Origin of the sequence: Citrobacter sp. Cu233 (assembly GCF_030332225.1) — a bacterium.
GTDB lineage: Bacteria > Pseudomonadota > Gammaproteobacteria > Enterobacterales > Enterobacteriaceae > Citrobacter.
In genome coordinates, this window is sequence record NZ_JAOWIF010000042.1 from 441,330 (window position 1) to 459,295 (window position 17,966).

The 17,966-nt window shown below is 53.3% G+C and carries 15 protein-coding genes and 1 pseudogene; 9 read left to right on the forward strand and 7 right to left on the reverse strand.

The window, feature by feature from the left end:
• Window positions 1-42 precede the first annotated feature (42 nt).
• Genes fhuC through fhuB form a run of 3 tightly spaced genes read left to right on the forward strand, consistent with a single transcriptional unit; the run spans window position 43 to window position 3,709 of the window.
• Complete coding sequence (fhuC, locus tag OGX95_RS20570) at window positions 43-840, forward strand: Fe3+-hydroxamate ABC transporter ATP-binding protein FhuC (protein WP_286630792.1); 798 nt, start codon at window positions 43-45, stop codon at window positions 838-840.
• Window positions 840-1,730 (forward strand): Fe(3+)-hydroxamate ABC transporter substrate-binding protein FhuD, encoded by an 891-nt coding sequence (gene fhuD / locus OGX95_RS20575; protein ID WP_286630793.1) that lies wholly within the window; start codon window positions 840-842, stop codon window positions 1,728-1,730. The genes fhuC and fhuD overlap by 1 nt, the downstream gene beginning before the upstream one ends.
• Window positions 1,727-3,709: a Fe(3+)-hydroxamate ABC transporter permease FhuB gene (fhuB, locus tag OGX95_RS20580; RefSeq protein WP_286630794.1), complete on the forward strand. Its 1,983-nt coding sequence runs from the start codon at window positions 1,727-1,729 to the stop codon at window positions 3,707-3,709. The genes fhuD and fhuB overlap by 4 nt, the downstream gene beginning before the upstream one ends.
• A gap of 36 nt (window positions 3,710-3,745) precedes the next feature.
• On the opposite strand, the gene hemL is transcribed toward fhuB, so the two are convergent.
• On the reverse strand, window positions 3,746-5,026 hold the full coding sequence (hemL, locus tag OGX95_RS20585; RefSeq protein WP_286630795.1) for a glutamate-1-semialdehyde 2,1-aminomutase: 1,281 nt from the start codon (window positions 5,024-5,026) through the stop codon (window positions 3,746-3,748).
• Between the two features lie 168 nt (window positions 5,027-5,194).
• Here hemL and clcA point away from each other — a divergent pair, with 168 nt between their 5' ends.
• From clcA to erpA, 3 genes and pseudogenes are all read left to right on the forward strand, one after another.
• Window positions 5,195-6,616 carry a H(+)/Cl(-) exchange transporter ClcA gene (clcA, locus tag OGX95_RS20590; RefSeq protein ID WP_286630796.1) on the forward strand — a complete coding sequence of 474 codons (1,422 nt, stop codon included), beginning with the start codon at window positions 5,195-5,197 and terminating at the stop codon, window positions 6,614-6,616.
• Window positions 6,617-6,639: 23 nt separating this feature from the next.
• Window positions 6,640-6,705, forward strand: a pseudogene (gene yadW / locus OGX95_RS20595) (small protein YadW).
• Complete coding sequence (gene erpA, locus OGX95_RS20600) at window positions 6,698-7,042, forward strand: iron-sulfur cluster insertion protein ErpA (protein ID WP_003018581.1); 345 nt, start codon at window positions 6,698-6,700, stop codon at window positions 7,040-7,042. The pseudogene yadW and the gene erpA overlap by 8 nt, the downstream one beginning before the upstream one ends.
• A gap of 100 nt (window positions 7,043-7,142) precedes the next feature.
• Here erpA and OGX95_RS20605 read toward each other — a convergent pair whose 3' ends face one another.
• The 3 genes from OGX95_RS20605 to mtnN are packed head-to-tail and all read right to left on the reverse strand — an operon-like array spanning window position 7,143 to window position 9,295.
• Window positions 7,143-7,766 carry a TRIC cation channel family protein gene (locus tag OGX95_RS20605; RefSeq protein ID WP_286630797.1) on the reverse strand — a complete coding sequence of 208 codons (624 nt, stop codon included), beginning with the start codon at window positions 7,764-7,766 and terminating at the stop codon, window positions 7,143-7,145.
• Between the two features lie 37 nt (window positions 7,767-7,803).
• Entirely contained in the window at window positions 7,804-8,604 is an 801-nt protein-coding gene (gene btuF / locus OGX95_RS20610) for a vitamin B12 ABC transporter substrate-binding protein BtuF (RefSeq protein WP_286630798.1), read from the reverse strand.
• Complete coding sequence (gene mtnN / locus OGX95_RS20615) at window positions 8,597-9,295, reverse strand: 5'-methylthioadenosine/S-adenosylhomocysteine nucleosidase (protein ID WP_005132132.1); 699 nt, start codon at window positions 9,293-9,295, stop codon at window positions 8,597-8,599. Before mtnN ends, btuF begins: the two co-directional genes overlap by 8 nt.
• Before the next feature lie 83 nt (window positions 9,296-9,378).
• Between mtnN and dgt the strand changes: the two genes are divergently transcribed.
• The 3 genes from dgt (at window position 9,379) to cdaR (ending at window position 13,766) form a co-directional block, all read left to right on the forward strand.
• Window positions 9,379-10,896, forward strand: coding sequence for a dGTPase (gene dgt / locus OGX95_RS20620; RefSeq protein ID WP_286630799.1), 1,518 nt, complete (start codon window positions 9,379-9,381; stop codon window positions 10,894-10,896).
• A 129-nt stretch (window positions 10,897-11,025) separates the two neighbouring features.
• Window positions 11,026-12,459, forward strand: a complete 1,434-nt coding sequence (gene degP, locus OGX95_RS20625; protein ID WP_005132129.1) for a serine endoprotease DegP — start codon at window positions 11,026-11,028, stop codon at window positions 12,457-12,459.
• A gap of 149 nt (window positions 12,460-12,608) precedes the next feature.
• On the forward strand, window positions 12,609-13,766 hold the full coding sequence (cdaR, locus tag OGX95_RS20630; protein ID WP_286630800.1) for a DNA-binding transcriptional regulator CdaR: 1,158 nt from the start codon (window positions 12,609-12,611) through the stop codon (window positions 13,764-13,766).
• Window positions 13,767-13,866: 100 nt separating this feature from the next.
• On the opposite strand, the gene OGX95_RS20635 is transcribed toward cdaR, so the two are convergent.
• The 3 genes from OGX95_RS20635 to glnD all read right to left on the reverse strand — a co-directional run bounded on the left by OGX95_RS20635 (window position 13,867) and on the right by glnD (window position 17,891).
• Window positions 13,867-14,253: a DUF3461 family protein gene (locus OGX95_RS20635; RefSeq protein ID WP_005132126.1), complete on the reverse strand. Its 387-nt coding sequence runs from the start codon at window positions 14,251-14,253 to the stop codon at window positions 13,867-13,869.
• Window positions 14,254-14,362: 109 nt separating this feature from the next.
• Window positions 14,363-15,187 (reverse strand): 2,3,4,5-tetrahydropyridine-2,6-dicarboxylate N-succinyltransferase, encoded by an 825-nt coding sequence (gene dapD / locus OGX95_RS20640; RefSeq protein ID WP_286630801.1) that lies wholly within the window; start codon window positions 15,185-15,187, stop codon window positions 14,363-14,365.
• A 31-nt stretch (window positions 15,188-15,218) separates the two neighbouring features.
• The gene (gene glnD / locus OGX95_RS20645) at window positions 15,219-17,891 is read right to left on the reverse strand and encodes a bifunctional uridylyltransferase/uridylyl-removing protein GlnD (RefSeq protein WP_286630802.1); all 2,673 of its coding nucleotides are present in this window, start codon (window positions 17,889-17,891) and stop codon (window positions 15,219-15,221) included.
• Window positions 17,892-17,966 lie beyond the last annotated feature (75 nt).

Below are 17,966 nucleotides of genomic sequence, written 5' to 3' on the forward strand. Positions count from 1 at the left end.
CTTTGGGCACGCTTTGCGTGCCCGTTTTACAAGTTGGCCGCTATGCAGGAAAACAGATCCCATCCCGACACCACTTTTGCGTTGAGTAACGTCTCCTTTCGTGTGCCTGGCCGCACGCTTTTGCATCCCCTCTCGTTAACGTTTCCCGTGGGAAAAGTGACTGGCCTTATCGGTCATAACGGCTCTGGTAAATCGACCTTATTGAAGATGCTGGGACGTCATCAGCCTCCTTCAGAAGGCGATATTCTGCTCGACGAGCAGCCGCTTGAGAACTGGAGCAGCAAAGCATTTGCCCGTAAGGTCGCTTATTTACCGCAGCAATTGCCGCAGGCGGAAGGGATGACGGTGCGTGAACTGGTGGCGATTGGTCGTTATCCCTGGCATGGGGCGCTGGGACGTTTTGGCGTGACTGACAGAGAGAAAGTGGAAGAGGCAATTACGCTTGTTGGGCTCAAACCGCTGGCGCATCGCCTGGTGGATAGCTTGTCGGGCGGCGAGCGTCAGCGTGCGTGGATCGCCATGCTGGTGGCACAAGACAGCCGTTGTCTGCTGCTTGACGAACCGACCTCGGCGCTGGATATCGCACATCAGGTTGATGTTCTGGCGCTGGTGCATCGCTTGAGCCAACAACGTGGATTGACGGTGGTTGCCGTACTGCATGATATCAACATGGCTGCCCGCTACTGTGACTACCTGGTCGCGCTGCGCGGAGGCGAAATGATTGCAGAGGGAACACCCGCGGAACTGATGCGTAGTGAAACCCTGGAACTGATTTACGGTATCCCGATGGGCATTTTGCCGCATCCGGCCGGTGCTGCACCCGTGAGTTTTGTCTATTAATGATTGGATTACCTCATCTTTCCCGTCGACGGCTGCTAACGGCAATGGCGCTATCGCCGCTACTGTGGCAAATGAATACCGCCCGCGCAGCGGCGGTTGATCTACAGCGTATTGTTGCGCTGGAATGGCTTCCGGTTGAGCTGCTGCTGGCGCTGGGTGTTGCACCTTACGGTGTCGCGGATATTCCAAACTACAAACTGTGGGTCAACGAACCTGTGCTACCGGACTCCGTCATCGATGTCGGATTACGTACTGAACCGAACCTCGAACTGCTGACCGAAATGAAACCCTCATTTATGGTCTGGTCGGCTGGTTACGGTCCGGCACCTGAGAAGCTTGCTCGTATTGCGCCGGGTCGTGGCTTTAACTTCAGCGATGGCAAAAAGCCGCTGGCGGTTGCACGTCAGTCATTGCAAGAACTGGCGCAGTTGTTGAATCTGCAGACCACTGCCGAACGTCATCTGTCGCAGTACGAACACCTGATTACCAGCCTGAAACCGCGCTTTATTCAGCGAGGCTCCCGGCCATTACTGCTGATGACCCTGCTCGATCCTCGCCATATGCTGGTATTTGGTCCTAATTGCTTGTTCCAGGAAGTGCTGGATGAGTACGGGATCCGCAACGCCTGGCAGGGTGAAACCAACTTTTGGGGCAGCACCGCGGTAGGGATCGATCGGCTTGCCGCCTACAAAGATGTTGATGTGCTGTGTTTCGATCACGGTAACAGCAAGGATATGCAAGCACTGATGTCCACACCGTTGTGGCAGGCGATGCCGTTTGTCCGTAGCGGGCGTTTTCAGCGCGTCCCTGCCGTCTGGTTCTATGGTGCCACGCTATCGGCTATGCACTTCGCGCGCATCCTTGATAATGCGCTGGGAGGCAAAGCGTGAGTAAACGTATTGCGTTGTTCCCGGCACTTCTGCTCACGATTCTGTTTATCGCGGCCTGTTGGCTCACCTGGGTTAACTTCTCCGCTACTCTGCCGCGTAGCCAGTGGCGACAGGCAATCTGGTCACCGGATATCGATGTCATTGAGCAGATGGTGTTCCATTTCAGCCTGCTGCCGAGGCTGGTCATCGCGTTACTGGTGGGAGCCGGGCTGGGACTGGTTGGTGTGCTGTTTCAGCAGGTACTGCGTAACCCGCTGGCGGAACCGACTACGCTGGGTGTTGCAACCGGGGCGCAACTGGGCATCACGGTGACTACGCTATGGGCTATTCCTGGCGCAATGACGACACAATTTGCGGCGCTGGCAGGGGCTTGTATCGTTGGGGCGTTGGTGTTTGGCGTCGCCTGGGGCAAACGACTTTCTCCTGTGACGTTGATCCTCGCGGGCCTGGTGGTCAGCCTGTACTGTGGCGCGATTAATCAATTGATGGTGATTTTCCATCACGATCAGCTACAAAGCATGTTTTTGTGGAGCAGCGGAACGCTGACCCAAACCGACTGGAGCGGGGTGCAAAGACTGTGGCCGCAACTGGTGGGGGGCGTGATGTTGACGCTGCTGCTGCTACGTCCAATGACGCTCATGGGACTGGATGACGGTGTGGCGCGTAATCTCGGTCTGGCGCTCTCATTGGCGCGACTGGCGGCATTAACGCTGGCGATTGTGCTGAGTGCCTTGCTGGTTAACGCGGTGGGGATTATCGGTTTTATCGGCCTGTTTGCACCGCTGCTGGCGAAAATGCTCGGCGCGCGGCGTTTGCTGGCGCGTCTGCTGCTGGCTCCGCTTATTGGCGCGCTGATCCTCTGGCTCTCCGATCAAATTATTTTGTGGCTCACTCGCGTCTGGATGGAAGTCTCTACGGGATCGGTGACGGCGTTGATTGGCGCGCCGCTACTGCTGTGGTTGCTGCCGCGTCTGAAGAGCATAAGTGCACCGGATATGAATGCCAGCAACCGTGTCGCCGCTGAGCGCCAGCACGTGCTGATGTTCGCGCTGGCTGGGGGCGCAATATTGTTGCTGACGGTTGTGGTTGCGTTGTCATTGGGTCGTGATGCTCACGGCTGGAACTGGGCCAGTGGCGCAATGCTGGATGAACTGATGCCCTGGCGCTGGCCGCGCATCCTGGCTGCACTGGTAGCTGGTGTAATGCTGGCTGTGGCGGGCTGTATTATTCAGCGTTTGACCGGTAATCCGATGGCCAGCCCGGAAGTGTTGGGGATTAGCTCTGGTGCGGCTTTCGGCGTCGTACTGATGCTGTTTCTGGTGCCCGGAAACGCGTTTGGCTGGTTGCTGCCGGCGGGGAGTCTCGGTGCGGCGGTGACGCTGTTAATCATTATGATTGCCGCCGGGCGTGGAGGTTTCTCTCCGCACAGGATGCTGTTGGCGGGGATGGCGCTCAGTACGGCATTCACTATGTTGCTGATGATGCTGCAGGCAAGCGGCGATCCGCGCATGGCGGGCATTCTGACCTGGATGTCCGGCTCGACCTATAACGCTTCCAGCGAACAGGTTTTGCGTACCGGCATTGTGATGATCATTCTGCTGGCGATAACGCCGTTGTGCCGCCGCTGGTTGACGATTCTACCGTTAGGGGGGGACACTGCACGGGCTGTCGGTATGGCATTAACGCCGTCGCGTGTTGGCTTACTGATGTTGGCTGCGGGTCTGACCGCGACGGCGACCATGACCATTGGGCCGTTGAGCTTTGTGGGGCTGATGGCGCCGCATATCGCGCGGATGTTAGGTTTTCGACGTACGATGCCGCATATGGTGATATCCGCGCTGGCGGGGGGCGTGCTGCTGGTGTTTGCCGACTGGTGCGGCAGAATGGTGCTGTTTCCGTATCAGATCCCGGCGGGATTACTGTCGACGTTTATTGGTGCGCCGTACTTTATCTATTTGTTGAGAAAACAGAGCCGGTAATGTAAACGCCTCGCCTTAACAGGCGAGGCGAATGGATCACAGCTTCGCAAACACCCGACGCGCGGCGTCGATGGTGTTATTGATATCTTCTTCGCTGTGCGCGACAGACATAAAGCCTGCTTCAAAGGCGGATGGTGCCAGGTAAACGCCTTCATCCAGCATCATATGGAAGAAGCGCTTAAAGCGTTCAACGTCGCAGGACATCACGTCCTGATAGCAGGTTACGCTTTCTGCATCAGTGAAGAAAATCCCGAACATCCCGCCGACATGGTTAACCACCAGTGGAATATTGGCTTCCTGGGCGGCTTCCAGCAGGCCTTCCGCCAGGCGCGTCGTCAGTTCGTTCAGCGTCTCATGAATCCCCGGCTGGGCGACTTCATTCAGACAGGCGAATCCTGCCGCCATCGCAATTGGATTACCGGACAGCGTACCCGCCTGGTAAACCGGTCCGGTTGGGGCCAGGGCATCCATCACATCACGACGGCCGCCAAATGCGCCAACAGGCATGCCGCCACCGATGATTTTACCCAGGCAGGTCAGATCCGGCACGACACCGTAGTAATCCTGCGCGCCCGCCAGTGCGACGCGGAAACCGGTCATGACTTCATCGATGATCAACAGCGCACCAAACTCGTCACACAGCGCGCGCAGACCCGGCAGGAACTCCGGCAATGGCGGGATGCAGTTCATGTTGCCCGCAACCGGCTCAACGATAATACAGGCGATCTCCTGCGGATACTGCTCGAATGCCGCACGTACGGAGGCAAGATCGTTATAGGTACAAGTCAGGGTATGCTTCGCAAAATCCGCCGGAACGCCCGGAGAGTTAGGCTGGCCAAGCGTCAGTGCGCCGGAACCGGCTTTTACCAGCAGGCAGTCAGCATGACCGTGGTAGCAGCCTTCAAATTTGATGATTTTATCGCGGCCAGTGAAACCACGCGCCAGACGGATCGCACTCATTGTGGCTTCGGTACCGGAGTTCACCATACGTACCATATCCATGGTTGGCACTAACTCAGTGACCAGCGCCGCCATTTTGACTTCCATCTCGGTCGGTGCGCCGAAGCTTAAACCGCGCTCTGCAGCTTCAATCACGGCATTGCGAATTGCCGGGTGGTTATGACCCAGCACCATCGGCCCCCAGGAGCCGACATAATCGATATAGGCTTTACCATCGACATCATACAGATATGCGCCGTCCGCTTTTTCAATAAACAGCGGAGTACCACCCACGCCAGTAAAGGCGCGAACTGGGGAGTTAACGCCGCCGGGGATAAGTTCGCGTGCTGCGCTGTAGAGGTTTTCAGACTTACTCATGGATGGGGTCCTGGTTCGTAGAAAAAGTAAATGCCCGCTATTCTAGTTATTCAGAGAAGGTTATGAAAGTTTTGCGTATTTGAAACAATACGATTTGCAGGGGATTTTCACGAAACGTGCGAGTAGAATGCCGTTTCCGTATTTGTATTACCAATTAATGATTATCTGATGAAAACAGACACCCCTTCTTTTGAAGCACAACAAATTGTGCGTTTACGGCGCAGGGATCAGATCCGTCGACTCCTTGATCGTGACAAAACGCCGTTGGCGATCCTCTTTATGGCCGCCGTGGTGGGTACAGTGACGGGGTTGGTGGGCGTGGCGTTTGAGAAAGCCGTGACCTGGGTGCAGAATCTGCGTATTGGCGCGCTGGCACAGGTTGCTGACTACGCCGTCCTTGTATGGCCATTGGCATTTCTTCTTTCTGCACTGCTGGCGATGGTAGGTTATTTTCTGGTGCGTAAATTTGCCCCGGAAGCAGGTGGTTCGGGGATCCCTGAGATTGAAGGCGCATTGGAAGAGCTCCGCCCGGTGCGCTGGTGGCGTGTGCTGCCGGTAAAATTTATCGGCGGTATGGGAACGCTGGGTGCCGGGATGGTGCTTGGCCGGGAAGGGCCAACGGTGCAAATTGGTGGCAATATTGGGCGCATGGTGCTGGATATTTTCCACATGCGTAGCGCCGAAGCGCGACACACCTTACTGGCAACCGGTGCGGCTGCGGGTCTGTCGGCCGCGTTTAATGCGCCTTTGGCCGGCATTCTGTTTATTATTGAAGAGATGCGACCACAGTTTCGTTATAACCTCGTGTCGATCAAAGCCGTATTTACCGGCGTGATTATGTCGAGCATTGTGTTTCGTATTTTCAACGGTGAGGCCCCGATTATTGAGGTCGGGAAACTCTCCAATGCGCCGGTTAATACGCTGTGGTTGTACCTCATCCTTGGGATTATTTTTGGTTGCGTCGGGCCGTTGTTCAATACCATGGTGTTGCGTACCCAGGATATGTTTCAACGCTTTCACGGTGGTGAAATTAAAAAATGGGTGCTGATGGGCGGCGTGATCGGCGGCCTGTGCGGGATCCTCGGTTTGATTCAACCTGAAGCGGCAGGCGGTGGATTTAATCTGATCCCGATTGCTGCGGCGGGCAATTTCAGCGTGGGCCTGCTGCTGTTTATCTTTATCGCCAGGGTCATCACCACGCTGCTGTGCTTCTCATCCGGCGCGCCTGGTGGGATATTTGCCCCGATGCTGGCATTAGGCACATTGCTGGGAACGGCATTTGGCATGGCTGCAGCGGCCTCTTTTCCGCAGTATCATCTGGAGGCGGGGACGTTTGCTATTGCCGGGATGGGGGCATTGCTGGCCGCTTCGGTGCGTGCGCCGTTAACGGGTATTGTGCTGGTGCTGGAAATGACGGATAACTATCAGCTCATTTTGCCAATGATTATTACCTGTCTTGGCGCAACACTATTAGCCCAGTTTATGGGCGGAAAACCGCTATACTCGACTATCCTTGCCCGCACGCTGGCTAAGCAGGAAGCGGAGCAGGCGGCAAAAAGCCAGAGTACCGCCACGGGCGAGAATACTTGAACGAAATACCAGGGTATTAGATAATGGCCTCAACCATTGGGTTATAATTTGCCCAATTGCCAATGTCGTTTGGAGCAAAATATGAGTGATGACGTAGCGCTGCCACTGCAATTTACTGAAGCAGCAGCCAATAAAGTAAAAAGCCTGATCGCAGATGAAGATAACCCAAATCTGAAATTACGCGTGTATATCACCGGCGGTGGTTGCAGTGGTTTTCAGTACGGTTTTACCTTTGATGATCAGGTAAACGATGGTGATATGACCATTGAGAAGCAAGGTGTTGGTCTGGTGGTTGATCCGATGAGCCTGCAGTATCTGGTAGGTGGTGCGGTTGATTACACCGAAGGTCTGGAAGGTTCTCGCTTTGTTGTGACTAACCCGAACGCCAAAAGCACCTGCGGGTGTGGTTCCTCTTTCAGCATCTGATTGCTGTTCGTTATGCCGGATGGCGACGCAAGCGTCTTATCCGGCCTACAGGAAAGATGTTGTTGGCCCGATAAGCGTAGCGCCATCGGGCAAAACAATATCAACGTCCATTATCATTCAGCGCAAACGTCGGCAATTTCAAATGCCAACGAATGGCGGCAAGCCGAATCAGCAGGGTAACGACCATCCCCATCATACTGGCGTTTTCCAGCGACACATTAAAGGTATAAAACGCGGTGGCGTGGACGATGCCGCCAATGATGCATGCGGTAGCGTAGATTTCGGTACGTAATATCATCGGCACTTCACGTGCTAACACATCGCGAATAATTCCGCCGCCTACACCGGTAATGACCCCCATACAAATTGCCACCAGTGGTCCGGTTCCTGCGAGAAACGCTTTATTCACGCCAATACCCACGAACACCGCCAGACCTACGGCATCCAGCACCGGAAGGATCCATTTCGCTAAGCGTCTTGGCTGACGTACCAGCACGATCGTCAACATACTGGTGATCATCGCCACCACCAGATCTGTGGGATCTTTAACCCAGAATACGGGGCCGTTATCCAGCGCCATATCGCGGATCGTACCGCCACCGACGGCGGTTACCACGCCTAAGACCAGAACGCCGAAGGGGTCCATACGCAGTTTTCCGGCAAGCAATACGCCAGAGATAGCAAATACCGCGGTACCGACAATATCCAGCCAATAGACGAGCATCTTTAAATCCTCACAACAAACCTGGTGTGGGCAGGCGCTAATTTACTTGTGAAAGCGCATTACAGAGTTGTTTTGCGGCGAGGATAATACGCGGGCTCGCGCGTTCAAACCAGTCACTATCAAGAGTAATAACCGGGATTTTTAGCTGATTTCCCCAGTATTGCTCAATTTTAAGAATTTCGCCCGAACCGCCGGTAGCAACAATTGCCTGAGGGGCTCTTGCCAGGACCTGTTCGCGGCTGACCTGCGGCCATGGAACACGGCTGCCGGAAAAGATGTTTTCTCCACCACATACCTCAAGAACCTGGTTTTGAATGGAACCTTTTCCACTGGTAAACAGAGGATTTGCGCCAAACTGGAGAAACACACGTTTTTTCGGTTTGTTGGCATACTGAGATTTTAGTAAAGCATACTCATCAAGCAAGGTTTGCGCTGCTTGCTTTGCCTGTTCAGGTCTGGGACTCCACGGCGCAAGTTGACGCAATGCATCAGCAACCTGCTCGACGGTGATGGCATCGACCCAGATGACCTTAATTCCCAGAGCGATCAGTTGATTGACTTGCCGCTCAGCATTCCCTCCGCGCCAGGCAATAACCAAATCGGGTTTGAGCGCCACAATACGTTCCAGATTCATGCCTTGCCAGGTTGAGACCTCTTCAATATTTTTGGCCTCAGGCGGGTAGTTTGAATAACTGCTGACGCCAACGGGGGTAATACCGGCGGCGAAGGCCAGTTCAGTGTTGGCTGGGGAAAGTGAAATCACGCGCGGCGCGGCGTAAAGCCACGCCGGAAGAGTGAAAAGCAGGGCGACCAGCGCCCTGGAGATGAAGTTAGCCATGCGCCAGTTTCTGCACCAGCGTTTCAACCATCAGGCTTGACTGTTTCGCGGCAACGACCAGAAATTCGTCAAAGCTGAGATGGGACTGCTGATCGGCGACGTCAGAGATAGCGCGAACGACAACAAACGGCACGTTAAAGTTGTGACACACGTGCGCAATTGCGGTTGCTTCCATCTCAACGGCAATCGCCTGTGGGAAGTTATGTTGAATTTTTGCCAGGCCAACGGAACCGTTAATGAAGGCATCGCCGCTGACGATCAGTCCACGGACGGCGTTCAGATTGAGTTCGGCAATGCAGGATTCCGCTGCAGCAATCAGTGCCGGGTCGGCTTTAAAACCGGCCGGGCAGCCCGGTAGCTGGCCAAATTCATAGCCGAATGCGGTGACGTCAGCATCGTGATAGCGCGCTTCGTCAGATACCACGATATCACCCACTTTTAGCGTAGAAGCCAGGCCACCCGCTGAACCGGTATTGATGATGGCATCTGGCTTGCAGTGTTCAAGCAGCAGCGTAGCGCCCAGCGCCGCAGCCACTTTACCGATGCCCGATTTCAGTAGCGCAACCTCAGTGCCGTTCAGTTGGCCGGTGTAAATTTCACAACCGCCAAGAGCGATTGTCTGACGGTTTTCGATTTTGTCACGCAGCAGCGTAACTTCTTCTTCCATTGCACCAATGATGCCGATTTTCATAGATTTACTCGCGATAAGCCAGATTTGAGGGCATAGTCTATCATGCGCTTAAGGGGTAGCGCATTTCTCAGGCGGGAGAGGACATGGCACAGATCGATTTCCGAAAAAAAATAAACTGGCATCGTCGTTACCGTTCGCCGCAGGGCGTGAAATCTGAGCATGAGATCCTGCGTGTTTTCGAAAGCGACCGTGGGCGCATTATCAATTCTCCGGCTATTCGCCGACTGCAGCAAAAAACCCAGGTCTTTCCGTTGGAGCGTAACGCGGCGGTGCGTACGCGCCTGACGCACTCGATGGAAGTTCAGCAGGTAGGACGTTATATCGCCAAAGAGATCCTCAGTCGACTGAAAGAGCAAAAACTGTTGGAGCAGTTCGGCCTGGATGAGTTGACCGGTCCCTTTGAAAGCATTGTCGAAATGTCCTGCCTGATGCATGACATCGGCAATCCGCCGTTTGGTCACTTTGGCGAGGCAGCAATTAATGACTGGTTTCGCCAGCGACTCTATCCGGCTGATGCTGAAAGTCAGCCCTTAAGTGACGATCGCTGCCTGGTGCCAGCGTTACGTTTACGTGAAGGTGAAGAGTCGCTCAATGATATTCGCCGCAAGGTACGTCAGGACCTGTGCCATTTTGAAGGCAATGCGCAGGGCATTCGGTTGGTGCATACCCTGATGCGCATGAACCTGACCTGGTCGCAGGTGGGGGGGATTTTAAAATATACGCGCCCGGCATGGTGGCGTGGAGATACGCCGGCAACGCATAACTATTTAATGAAGAAACCGGGATATTACCTTTCCGAGGAACCGTATATTGAGCGGTTACGTAAAGAATTATTCTTAGCACCTTACAGTCGCTTTCCATTAACCTGGATTATGGAAGCAGCGGACGATATCTCTTATTGTGTGGCTGATCTGGAGGATGCTGTTGAGAAAAGAATCTTCAGCGTCGAGCAGCTTTACCACCATCTGTATGAGGCGTGGGGGCATCATGAAAAAGGTTCCCTGTTTAGTCAGGTTGTTGAGAACGCCTGGGAAAAATCTCGTTCAAATACATTAAGTCGCAGTACGGAAGATCAGTTCTTTATGTATTTACGCGTTAACACGCTGAATAAACTGGTACCGTATGCCGCTCAGCGTTTTATTGATAATTTACCGCAAATTTTTGAGGGGAGTTTTAATCACGCTTTATTAGAAGATGCCAGTAGCTTCAGTCAGTTGCTTGGGGTTTATAAAAATGTAGCGGTAAAACATGTGTTTAGCCATCCAGATGTGGAGCAACTGGAATTGCAAGGCTATCGGGTTATCAGTGGGCTTCTGGAAATCTACCAACCACTGTTAAAAATGTCATTATCCGACTTTAGCGGGCTGGTTGAGCACGAAAGATTAAAACAGTTCCCTATCGAATCACGATTATTTCAAAAGCTGTCTACCCGTCATCGCCTTGCTTATGTTGAGGCGGTCAGTAAAATATTGCCGGGTAGTGCCGAGTTCCCAGTTATGGAATATTATTACCGTTGCCGTTTAATTCAGGATTATATCAGCGGGATGACTGACTTGTATGCCTGGGATGAATATAGACGGCTGATGGCGGTAGAACAATAAATACTCATTTGTAAAGACGGACAATAAAATTTTACTTTTTCCTTAAACTTCATTCTGGAACTTAGCGCTATAAAACGACTCTGAGGTATACAGCAATTTTGCGTGACCTGTTAATCGAGAACGAAACACATGAAAAAAACCACATTAGCAATGAGTGCACTGGCTCTGAGTTTAGGTTTGGCGTTGTCCCCCCTGTCTGCAACGGCGGCTGAGACAGCGTCTTCAGCAACAACAGCCCAACAGATGCCAAGCCTGGCCCCGATGCTCGAAAAAGTGATGCCATCGGTGGTGAGTATTAATGTCGAGGGGAGCACGACGGTCAATACGCCGCGTATGCCGCGTAATTTCCAGCAGTTCTTCGGTGATAACTCTCCGTTCTGTCAGGACGGTTCTCCGTTCCAGAGTTCACCGTTCTGCCAGGGTGGCGCTCCGGGTGCTGACAACGGCGGCGGACAGCAGCAGAAATTTATGGCGCTGGGGTCTGGCGTCATCATTGATGCTGCGAAAGGGTACGTTGTAACCAACAACCACGTGGTCGATAACGCGACGGTGATCAAGGTTCAACTGAGCGATGGTCGTAAGTTTGACGCGAAGATCGTCGGAAAAGATCCGCGCTCTGATATCGCGCTGATCCAGATCCAGGACCCGAAAAACCTGACAGCGATTAAGCTGGCAGATTCTGATGCGCTGCGCGTGGGTGATTACACTGTGGCGATTGGTAACCCGTTTGGCCTTGGTGAAACGGTGACTTCCGGTATCGTTTCTGCACTGGGGCGTAGTGGCCTGAATGCCGAAAACTACGAGAACTTTATCCAGACGGATGCGGCGATCAACCGCGGTAACTCTGGTGGTGCGTTGGTTAACCTGAATGGTGAGTTGATCGGGATTAACACCGCGATCCTCGCGCCGGACGGTGGCAACATCGGGATCGGTTTTGCTATCCCAAGCAACATGGTGAAAAACCTGACTTCGCAGATGGTTGAGTTCGGTCAGGTTAAACGCGGTGAGCTGGGTATTATGGGGACTGAGCTGAGCTCTGAGCTGGCGAAAGCGATGAAAGTGGATGCCCAGCGTGGGGCATTCGTCAGCCAGGTTATGCCGAACTCTTCTGCAGCGAAAGCCGGTATCAAAGCTGGTGACGTGATTACATCACTGAACGGTAAACCAATCAGCAGCTTCGCTGCGCTGCGTGCGCAGGTCGGCACAATGCCAGTGGGGAGCAAAATTAACCTTGGCCTGCTGCGCGACGGTAAGCCGGTAACGGTGAACCTGGAACTGCAGCAGAGCAGCCAGACTCAGGTTGATTCTAGCTCTATCTTCAAAGGTATTGAAGGTGCGGATATGAGCAACAAAGGCCAGGACAAAGGTGTCGTGGTAAGCGATGTGAAACCGAATTCGCCGGCGGCACAGATTGGCCTGAAGAAAGGGGATGTCATCATTGGTGCGAACCAGCAACCGGTGAAAAACATCGCGGAACTGCGCAAAATTCTCGACAGTAAACCCGCTGTTCTGGCGCTGAACATTCAGCGTGGTGACAGCTCTATCTATCTGTTGATGCAGTAATCCCTTGAACCCCTTCCCATATCAGGGAAGGGGTTTCTTTTTGTGATACCTACCACAACTCCATACTTCTCTCTTCTGCTTTGTGCATTTGCACAATGCCGTAGCCTGTTTTCTTCCCTATGCTTGAGCACTGCTCACAGGAGGGCTTTATGGCTGGCTGGCATCTCGATACCAAAATGGCGCAGGATATTGTGGCGCGCACGATGCGCATCATTGATACCAATATCAACGTAATGGATGCCCGTGGGCGGATCATTGGCAGTGGCGATCGCGAACGTATTGGTGAATTGCACGAAGGTGCGCTGCTGGTGCTCTCACAGAGCCGGGTAGTCGATATTGATGATGCGGTAGCGAGACATCTGCACGGCGTGCGACAGGGAATAAACCTGCCGCTGCGGCTTGAAGGCGAAATTGTTGGCGTTATTGGTTTAACCGGTGAGCCGGAGCATTTGCGTAAGTACGGTGAACTGGTATGTATGACTGCCGAAATGATGCTGGAACAGTCGCGTCTGATGCATCTGCTCGCTCAGGACAGTCGTCTGCGCGAAGAACTGGTGATGAATCTGATTCAGGCTGAAGAGAACACCCCGGCGCTGGTGGAATGGGCGCAGCGGCTAGGTATAGATCTGAACCAGCCACGTGTGGTAGCAGTGGTGGAGGTCGACAGCGGTCAGCTTGGTGTAGACAGCGCCATGGCTGAACTACAGCAATTACAAAATGCGTTGACGACACCAGAACGAAATAATCTGATTGCAATTGTTTCACTGACTGAGATGGTGGTTCTGAAACCTGCGCTGAATCAGTTTGGCCGCTGGGATGCAGAAGATCATCGCAAGCGCGTTGAACAACTGATCGCCCGTATGAAAGAGAACGGACAGCTACGCTTTCGCGTATCGCTGGGCAACTATTTTACCGGGCCGGGCAGCATTGCCCGCTCGTATCGCACCGCGCGTACGACCATGATGGTGGGTAAGCAGCGCATGCCGGAAAGCCGCAGCTATTTTTACCAGGATTTAATGTTGCCGGTGCTGTTAGACAGCCTGCGTGGTGGCTGGCAGGCTAATGAGCTGGCCCGTCCGTTGGTACGGCTGAAAGCGATGGATAACAACGGTTTGCTGCGCCGGACATTAGCGGCATGGTTTCGCCACAATGTACAGCCGCTGGCGACCTCAAAGGCACTATTTATCCACCGCAATACGCTTGAATATCGCCTGAACCGTATTTCAGAACTTACCGGGCTGGATTTGGGGAATTTTGACGACAGACTGCTACTGTATGTGGCGTTGCAACTGGATGAGCAGCGGTAGAAGATAAGGGGCTTGCTGGCCTGACAAGCGTAGCGCCATCAGGCAAAAATGCCGGGCGGCGGCTTCGCCTTACCCGGCTTACGAATACATTCACATGCGATTATTTACGCGTCAGCTTTTCCAGATCGGCTTCGATTTCGCTGATCTTGTTGGTCACGACGCTTTCCAGATGACGTAAATCATCGAGGATCTTGCGTTTAAGATCGACTTCACTGCGATCGCGCTGGCAGATCTGATCCAGCTCATCGATCACATAGCGCAGGTTTGGACTGATCTCCTGCACTTCTTTGTAGCCCTGACCGATGCCATCGGCGACCACCGTTTTACGCTGACGGGGATATTTGAACTTCACGCTCTTGGCAAAAAACTCGCCTTTATCCTTTTGGAAATAGATTTTCAGGATATCGTTGTTGGCTTCTTGCCGCAGGCTGTAACGATCGATCTCTTCAGGATTAGTAATGCCCAGACTTTTCAGATTGTCATACATAGCGGTACCCTTAAGCTCACTATAACCATTGAATAATTAACGAAAAGCCTTGTTTATGCCACCCGCAGATGTAAAAAAAGCGGGCGAAGCCCGCTTTTTCAAATTGCTGTTAGTCGATGGTACGTAACAGTTCGTTGATACCCACTTTGCCACGCGTTTTAGCGTCGACTTTCTTCACGATCACCGCGCAGTACAGGCTGTATTTGCCATCTTTCGACGGCAGGTTGCCGGAAACGACAACAGAACCCGCCGGTACGCGGCCATAATGCACTTCACCCGTTTCACGATCGTAAATACGGGTGCTCTGACCGATATACACGCCCATCGAGATGACGGAACCTTCTTCGACAATCACGCCTTCCACGACTTCAGAACGCGCACCGATGAAGCAGTTATCTTCGATGATGGTCGGGTTTGCCTGTAATGGCTCCAGCACACCGCCGATACCAACACCGCCGGACAGGTGAACATTCTTACCGATTTGCGCACAAGAACCTACGGTAGCCCAGGTATCAACCATCGTACCTTCATCAACATATGCACCAATGTTAACGTAAGACGGCATCAGCACGGTGTTACGCGCGATAAATGCCCCCTGACGCACGGCCGCAGGCGGAACCACGCGGAAGCCTTCTTTCTGGAAGCGTGCTTCATCGTAGTCGGCAAATTTCATCGGCACTTTATCGAAGTAGCGGCTTTCCGCACCATCGATAACCTGATTATCGTTAATACGGAAAGAGAGCAGGACCGCTTTTTTCAGCCACTGATGGGTGATCCACTGGCCGTCAATCTTTTCTGCGACACGCAGTGCACCGGAATCCAGTAAAGAAATAACCTGATTAACCGCTTCACGGGTTACGGTATCCACATTTGCCGGAGTGATGTCGGCACGACGCTCAAAAGCGGACTCAATAACGTTCTGTAACTGCTGCATTGTTAAACTCTTTCCATAATAAATAAAAACATTACCCTTTATCGTTTGGATTGAGGGCCTCTGTCAACCGTTGATGTACTTCCTGCTGCAGCTCATTATTAAGGGCACGCCGGTCGGCGGTGGCGATTATGAATAAATCTTCTACTCGCTCGCCAATAGTTGTAATTCGGGCGCCATGCAGCGAAATTCCCAGATCGGCAAAAATCTGCCCGACTCGCGCCAGTAGTCCTGGTTGATCGAGTGCGATAAGTTCGAGGAATGACTTACGGTCGGTATGGGTCGGCAGAAAAGTCACCTCGGTATCGACGGTAAAGTGACGTAATTTTGCCGGTTGACGACGCGGTTGTGGTGGTTGCCAACTGCGTTGAGTAATGGCTTGTTCCAACCCAAAACGGATCGCTTCGTGCCTGTCTGACGACAGCGGACTGCCGTCTGGCTCCAGAACGATGAACGTATCCATCGCCATTCCATCACGGGTGGTGAAAATCTGTGCATCGTGAACGCTAAGATTACGTCTGTCCAGCTCGGCGCAGACGGCCGCAAACAGGTAGGGGCGGTCCGGACTCCAGATGAAAATCTCCGTTCCGCCTCGCGTAGCCTGCGGGCTGAGTAAAATTAGCGGTTTGCTCAGATCGTGCTGTAGCAAATGGCGTGCATGCCAGGCCAGCTGATTTGGGCTGTGGCGCACAAAATAGTTGGCGCGACAGCGTGACCAGATATGGTGCAGCGCTTCTTCGTCAATGTTGTCCATGCGCAGCAACGCCAGCGCCTGAAGCTGATGATGGCGCACACGCTCGCGCATATCCGGTGTATTTTGCATGCCACGACGCAGCTGTTTTTCCGTGGCGAAATATAATTCGCGCAGCAGGCTTTGCTTCCAGCTATTCCATAGTGTTTCGTTAGTGGCGCAGATATCGGCGACGGTCAGGCAGACCAGGAAGCGCAAACGGTGTTCCGTTTGTACTTCTTCGGCGAATTGCTTAATCACCTCCGGGTCCTGAATATCACGGCGCTGAGCAGTCACCGACATCAACAGATGCTGGCGCACCAGCCACATAACCAGATTCGTTTCGCGGGAGTTGAGTCCGTGTAATTCGGCGAACTTAAGTACGTCCTGAGCCCCCAGAATAGAGTGATCGCCGCCACGACCTTTGGCGATATCGTGGAACAGCGCAGCAATCAGAATGAGTTCCGGTTGACGCAAGCGCGGCCACAGATCCACACACAGCGGATGACGTTGGCGGGTCTCTTCCTTGGCAAAACTTTCCAGTTTCAGCATTACGCGGATAGTGTGCTCATCCACCGTATAAGCATGAAACAGGTCAAACTGCATTTGACCGACAATATGTGACCACTGCGGCATATAGGCCCATAACACGCTGTGGCGATGCATTGGCAACAGGCCGCGACTCACTGCGCCGGGATGGCGCAACATGCTGAGAAATAGCGAGCGCGCTTCCGGAATGTAGCACAGCGGTTGAGTTAAATGACGGCGGGCGTGACGCAAATGACGCAGTGTGGTGGAGTAAATGCCGGTGATCGCGCTATTGCGCACCATGGTGTAAAACATCCGCAAAATAGCTTCGGGTTCGCGGATAAACAGGTCGTCATTGCGCAGGTCAATCAATGTGCCACGCAGTTGAAAGTCGTCATCAATTGGGCGCGGTTTTTCATCGGCCGGCATGGCGAGAATCGCCTCGTCAAACAACTGGAGCAGCATGTGGTTCAGTTCACTCACTCGCCGCGTGACCCGGAAATAGTCTTTCATCATCCGCTCGATCGGCTCATTGCCTTCACCGCCATAATTGAGGCGTTGAGCCACGCTGAGCTGTCGATCAAACAGCAGACGGTTGTCGTATCGGTTCACGATCAGATGCAATGCAAAGCGGATCCGCCACAGAATATGCAAACATTCATTCAGTTCAGCGCGCTCCGCCAGCGTCAGGAAGCCGAAGCCGACCATCTCATCCAGCGACGTGGCACCAAAATGACGGCGGGCGACCCATTGCAGGGTGTGGATGTCGCGCAGTCCACCTGGACTGCTTTTGATATCCGGCTCCAGATTGTAGCTGGTGCCGTGATAGCGCTGGTGGCGTTGATTTTGCTCTTCTACTTTGGCCGCGTAAAATTTATCGGATGGCCAGAAACCTTCGCTGAAAATATGCTTTTGCAGCTCAAGGAACAACGCGACATCGCCAATCAGCAGTCGTGTTTCAATCAGGTTGGTAGCGACGGTTAAATCTGACAGTCCTTCCAGCAGGCACTCTTCCAGCGTACGCACGCTGTGTCCTACCTCCAGCCGCACATCCCACAATAGCGTTAATAACTCGCCGACTTTCTCCGCCTGCGCGTCAGGCAGTTTTTTACGGCTAAGGATCAGCAGGTCAATATCGGAAAGGGGATGCAGCTCACCACGCCCGTAGCCGCCAACGGCAACCAGCGCCAGATCGGCAATCTGACCGAAACCTGCTTCAATCCACAGGCGTTGCAGCAACTGGTCAATAAATTCGGTGCGGGCTTCGATTAACTGTTCAGCGGAAATTCCGCTGTCAAATGCCTCCCCCAACCAGTGCTGGAAATTATCGATATGGGCTTTAATGCCGGTACAGTTGAGATCGTGCTGTGGCCATGTCCCTGGGTTTTGCGGTTGGCCAGGCAGGGTGGGGAGGGCAGTATTTGCGTGCTGTTCAGGAAGAGTATTCATTGTGCGCCACCCATTAAAAAGCCGGATGACGGCGTGAACGCCTTATCCGGCCTACGAAGTAGTACAATTTGTAGG

Excerpts from the sequence above, each read along its gene's own strand:
- fhuC (WP_286630792.1), top strand. The coding sequence starts at position 43 with ATGCAGGAAAACAGATCCCATCCCGACACCACTTTTGCGTTGAGTAAC.
- mtnN (WP_005132132.1), bottom strand. The coding sequence starts at position 9,295 with ATGAAAATCGGCATCATTGGTGCAATGGAAGAAGAAGTTACGCTGCTG.
- cdaR (WP_286630800.1), top strand. The coding sequence starts at position 12,609 with ATGGCTGGCTGGCATCTCGATACCAAAATGGCGCAGGATATTGTGGCG.
- OGX95_RS20635 (WP_005132126.1), bottom strand. The coding sequence starts at position 14,253 with ATGTATGACAATCTGAAAAGTCTGGGCATTACTAATCCTGAAGAGATC.
- OGX95_RS20605 (WP_286630797.1), bottom strand. The coding sequence starts at position 7,766 with ATGCTCGTCTATTGGCTGGATATTGTCGGTACCGCGGTATTTGCTATC.
- degP (WP_005132129.1), top strand. The coding sequence starts at position 11,026 with ATGAAAAAAACCACATTAGCAATGAGTGCACTGGCTCTGAGTTTAGGT.
- glnD (WP_286630802.1), bottom strand. The coding sequence starts at position 17,891 with ATGAATACTCTTCCTGAACAGCACGCAAATACTGCCCTCCCCACCCTG.
- dgt (WP_286630799.1), top strand. The coding sequence starts at position 9,379 with ATGGCACAGATCGATTTCCGAAAAAAAATAAACTGGCATCGTCGTTAC.
- clcA (WP_286630796.1), top strand. The coding sequence starts at position 5,195 with ATGAAAACAGACACCCCTTCTTTTGAAGCACAACAAATTGTGCGTTTA.
- hemL (WP_286630795.1), bottom strand. The coding sequence starts at position 5,026 with ATGAGTAAGTCTGAAAACCTCTACAGCGCAGCACGCGAACTTATCCCC.
- btuF (WP_286630798.1), bottom strand. The coding sequence starts at position 8,604 with ATGGCTAACTTCATCTCCAGGGCGCTGGTCGCCCTGCTTTTCACTCTT.
- dapD (WP_286630801.1), bottom strand. The coding sequence starts at position 15,187 with ATGCAGCAGTTACAGAACGTTATTGAGTCCGCTTTTGAGCGTCGTGCC.
- erpA (WP_003018581.1), top strand. The coding sequence starts at position 6,698 with ATGAGTGATGACGTAGCGCTGCCACTGCAATTTACTGAAGCAGCAGCC.
- fhuD (WP_286630793.1), top strand. The coding sequence starts at position 840 with ATGATTGGATTACCTCATCTTTCCCGTCGACGGCTGCTAACGGCAATG.